This is a genomic window from Shigella sp. FC1544 (genome assembly GCF_001722145.1).
GTDB classification, from domain to species: Bacteria; Pseudomonadota; Gammaproteobacteria; order Enterobacterales; family Enterobacteriaceae; genus Escherichia; species Escherichia coli.
In genome coordinates this window covers 1-4,248 of the sequence record NZ_MECT01000157.1, presented here as the reverse complement: position 1 = coordinate 4,248, position 4,248 = coordinate 1, and the positions used below count along the sequence as shown (strand labels likewise).

The 4,248-nt window shown below is 52.0% G+C and carries 5 protein-coding genes and 2 pseudogenes; 1 reads left to right on the top strand and 6 read right to left on the bottom strand.

All coding sequences use genetic code 11. From position 1 onward, the window contains the following. Positions 1 to 300: pseudogene (locus tag BGK49_RS10085) on the top strand (IS1-like element IS1X2 family transposase); the annotation flags it as partial. 153 nt (positions 301 to 453) lie between these two features. On the opposite strand, the pseudogene BGK49_RS10080 reads toward BGK49_RS10085, so the two are convergent. From BGK49_RS10080 to BGK49_RS10055, 6 genes and pseudogenes are all read right to left on the bottom strand, one after another. After that, positions 454 to 1,205 (bottom strand): annotated as a pseudogene (locus BGK49_RS10080) (antitermination protein Q). A gap of 13 nt (positions 1,206 to 1,218) precedes the next feature. After that, complete coding sequence (locus BGK49_RS10075) at positions 1,219 to 2,208, bottom strand: DUF968 domain-containing protein (RefSeq protein ID WP_094188680.1); 990 nt, start codon at positions 2,206 to 2,208, stop codon at positions 1,219 to 1,221. 7 nt (positions 2,209 to 2,215) lie between these two features. Then, a complete protein-coding gene (locus tag BGK49_RS10070) occupies positions 2,216 to 3,013 on the bottom strand; it encodes a KilA-N domain-containing protein (protein WP_001061406.1) in 798 nt (265 codons plus the stop codon). A gap of 19 nt (positions 3,014 to 3,032) precedes the next feature. Continuing rightward, positions 3,033 to 3,422: a RusA family crossover junction endodeoxyribonuclease gene (locus BGK49_RS10065; protein WP_000767125.1), complete on the bottom strand. Its 390-nt coding sequence runs from the start codon at positions 3,420 to 3,422 to the stop codon at positions 3,033 to 3,035. Beyond that, complete coding sequence (locus BGK49_RS10060) at positions 3,419 to 3,745, bottom strand: LexA family protein (protein WP_000210161.1); 327 nt, start codon at positions 3,743 to 3,745, stop codon at positions 3,419 to 3,421. Before BGK49_RS10060 ends, BGK49_RS10065 begins: the two co-directional genes overlap by 4 nt. After that, a partial coding sequence (locus tag BGK49_RS10055; RefSeq protein WP_061336038.1) for a phage N-6-adenine-methyltransferase occupies positions 3,742 to 4,248 on the bottom strand: 507 nt, incomplete at its 5' end. The genes BGK49_RS10060 and BGK49_RS10055, both read right to left, overlap by 4 nt.

Below are 4,248 nucleotides of genomic sequence, written 5' to 3'. Positions count from 1 at the left end.
ACGGTTGTGGCGCACGTCTTCGGTGAACGCACTCTGGCCACACTGGAGCGTCTTCTGAGCCTGCTGTCGGCCTTTGAGGTCGTGGTATGGATGACGGATGGCTGGCCGCTGTATGAATCACGCCTGAAGGGAAAGCTGCACGTTATCAGCAAGCGTTACACTCAGCGCATTGAGCGACATAATCTGAATCTGAGACAACATCTGGCAAGGCTGGGACGGAAGTCACTGTCGTTCTCAAAATCGGTGGAGCTGCATGACAAGGTCATCGGGCATTATCTGAACATAAAACACTATCAGTAAGTTGGAGTCATTACCCAAGTAAATAAAAACCCGCTCAACAGCGGGTTCGTGAAAATTATCAACGGCAGACATACAAAGCCCATCGTTGAGAAAATCTTATCCATGTTTTTTGAAAAATGCAAGCTTCATGTCGCCATCTTCGGCGAAAATCACTTATCTCGTCACCTTTCTCAATTGTGTTTCAGCATATGCTTCTTCCTGCCAGCACTTTGTTACTAGTTTATCAATTACGTCTGCATATCCTTTGTACCACTGATAATCAGTCAGGTCTGGAACCAGCTTCTGGACATGACGTCGTGCCAGTGTAGTTGGTAAACGGCTAAACCGGTTTCCATTGCAACGCCCACAAATCTTATAAACAGGCGTGCCATGAAGCCGGTCCTTTTTTCATCCAGGACAATACCTTTACCCTTACACCCTCTGCACGCTGTGCTGACTTCTCCCTTACCATGACAATGCTGACATAGTTCCTTCACCCACTCTTCCTTGATAACAGATTCCCCGCTTCTGGAGTGTTTCACCACCTCGCGCAATACATTATGAAATCCAGTACCAGCACAATGCTCACAGCGAGCCTTACTTGCCGCAGACCTAGAATAATCAGCAAAGGCAAAATTCACAAGGTAAGGAATGATCTGTAGCCGGGTTTCTTCACTCAATTTATTCAATGTCGGGTTATCCAGTGCCATCGCGTAATTGAGCAGACCTTCAATCGCAAACTGAGGATCCTGAACACCAACTTTTGCCAGGAATAAGGCAAACCCAAGCGGTGCTTTCGACTGCACCATCCCCTGCGCAGCCATCACATCCGTAATCGTTAAACCACCAGAGCCTGTCGCCGGTGCGTCATCGCTCAGTTTTGGAGATTTCGGGGAGTAATATTTCGGTAAGGCTTCAAGGTTCATGCTCGTTCTCCACTTACGCCAGTACGCCTATTGCCAGCGCACGATCGATAAAACGAAATATCAGCTCCAGCTGGGAACCATACTTCTCTTCAAATGCCACGGTATCCGCATGCAGCTCGTCGTGATGCTTTCTGCACAAAGGCAACACAAAGAGGTCATGCGCTTTTGTACCCATTCCCCCCTGACCGTGGCCTATCAGGTGGAGGGGATCATCAGCAGGCTTTCCACAACATGCACACGGCTGTGTCTTAACCCAGCGTGTGTACTTTTCATTAACCCAGCGGCGACGTTTTGGGCGTAACATAAAAGACTCCGGCGACTCCGGATCCACTTTCAGCGCCAGCACCTTTTTCACCTTATCCTGGATGATGCTGGTGGCAGGAACCGAAGGCACAAGGTCACTTTCCCGGGTGACAGACGGCACAACAGGCTTCGGTAATCTCAGTGCCTTACGGGCTGCACTTTCCGGTAAGGCATCCGCCAGGTCATTACGAATCAGCCACCAGCACAGTTCCGGCATTGTCACAACGTGACTATCATCAAAACCGAGATCCCGACGCACAACAGACAACACCCAGCGGGCACAGTTATCCGTTGCCATTGATTCCAGCCGTTCCGTGAACTGATCGCGCAGCTGATTATCGCAGTGCCAGCACAGACGGATTGCACCCGGAGCGTGTCGCATTGTGGTCATGTTCTCGCTGTGCCAGTCGGAATGAGGCCACTGGCAGCCTTTTTCACGAAGTAACCAGCTTTCAAGACATTCCACGCCACCAGCACGACGGATCACTGCCTCATTGCGGAACACGGCCCGAACGTCAGGATCATCCGCCAGCGGTTGTGATGCCGCCGGAACAGCACCACTGGCGAAAGATGAATAACGTTCCGGCTCAGGCTCCAGCAGGACACGCCCCTGCATAAACAGGGGCATCAGCTCTGAACTTGGTCTGAACAATACGATCCCCATACGCGGGGCAATTTCAGGGGGCAGTAGTGCTCTCACGGTCACCTCAATGAACGGTATCGAGCAGCTTTAACAGCTCAGGGAATCGGGATTCGAAGAAATGCGGCTGCGTCTCACGCGGATTTGCGGGACTGGTGATATTCTTGCCGAACATGCAGCCTTTCGCTGTCAGCGACCAGAATTTTTTGATGTTGTTAATCGCTGTACGGCTGTATCGTTCGCGCTGTTCGACGATCCCCAGCTTCGCCATCTGGTGATATGCCTGATTAGCCGTAAGGCGGATACCATACTGCTTCAGCAGTGCACTCAGTGACAGCGTGGGGCGGCTTGAGCCATCAGGCGCGTCAGCAGGAGCATCAATGGCATAGCGCGGTGCCAGATTCGGTAAGCCAACAGCCTCCTGGAGTTTCTGACAGGCTCCAAGCACTGAAGAGTTAGACAGGTTTAATTCCCGGCGCATAAAGTCCAGCAGAATCACACCAGCCTGCATCTTGTCAGCAGTCTGTCCGGATAATTTTTCCGGTGCACTGGTTACCATGTCGAAAGTACGGATCACCTTCAGATGGAATGACGGGCTGATCCACATTGCATAGGCATACACCAGTTCTTTGCAGACATACGTCCCTTGGTTATTTCCGCCACGAATAACGTTAACTGGTTCTATATTGACCGAGTTGCAAATCTGCAACTCGCTTATTAAACGTTCAGTTTGCTCATTGCGGAGCCAGAATGCAGGCTTATGCTTATCCAGAGAACCAGCAGCCCTGTGCAGATCGTTCAGGCTGTAACGCCCATAAGCATCACGACGAACTTCAATTCCATCAATAACCATCAGATTATTCATACTTCGTTTCTCCTCTTAATCAGGCTGCTGCACCCGCCGGTTTCTCGTACTTACTGATAGTGATCTCGACCTTCCCTTCCGGGATAACCGGTCCCCACTCCACCAGCATTCTTTTCACCTGACTGTCGTCTTCCCACACACCCGCGTGGGTCAGGGCGTCAAACAGCGCCTTGTTATAGTTGTTCAGATCGCGGATCCGGTTATCCGGAGGAAACAACACGATCTCCACTGAAGCAGGTGCCGACGTTGGTTTTGGCAGACGACGTAACTGCTCAACTATTGCTGCACACGCCGCGCTCTGGAATTTGCGCCCCGCTGCGCTTATCAGGCTCTTACCAGCAAACGCCCCTTTGTTGGGGTGTCGCCAGTACGTGTTCACGCTGGGCGGAAAAGGCAGTATTAGCTTCATACTTTCAGGCCCCTCTCATGTAACCAGTGGGCTGCACGCAGCTTGGCGTTTTCCTCACCGGCAAGCAGTGAGCGGATAATCCCGACCGCCTCGCTGTCGTCGTCCTTCACCGCGGTATGAAGAGTGATACCACGGGCCACACCACGCTTTATCGTGATGACGCCTTTTTTCTCCAGTGCTCTAAGATGCTCCACCGCTGCATTCACTGAACGGTATCCCAGCATGGTTGCCACCTCCTGATTGGTTGGCGGGAAGCCACGTTCTTTCTGGTAAGAAATCAGCATATCCAGCACCTGCTGCTGGCATTGAGTTAACGTCGTCATGCCGCCATCTCCCTGACAAGTTTTTCTGCCTGCTGGCGAACTTGCGCCAGAAAGGCCTCACCACATGCCTCAAGTTCATCGCGCCCGATGTAGCTGATTGCCGGTCCCTTCCAGGTCTTGTCGAAAACGGCAATAGCACCAGCGAAGAAAGCACCGGTTGGCACCTGCTTCTCGTCTTTCGGGATAAACCAGGCAGGCAGTTCAAAACCAATACGCCCGCGAATAAAAGCAATATGATCCGCATCTTCCGGCCACCACACTTCGCTGGTGGCAGCTTTGATCAGGAAAACATAGCGCCCGCCCTTATCACGCATGGCACTGGCATGTTTCATGATGTAACGCATGCCGGTGATGTATTGCCCCTCATGCTGACTGGCGCGGCTGTATGGAGGATTTCCAAAGGCAGCACCTTTAAGCTCCGCAAGACGTTCTGACCAGTCATGCGCCAGCGCGTTGTCTTCCGCCGTGTAATACGCGGCACATTTGGCGTTATCACCGTCAGT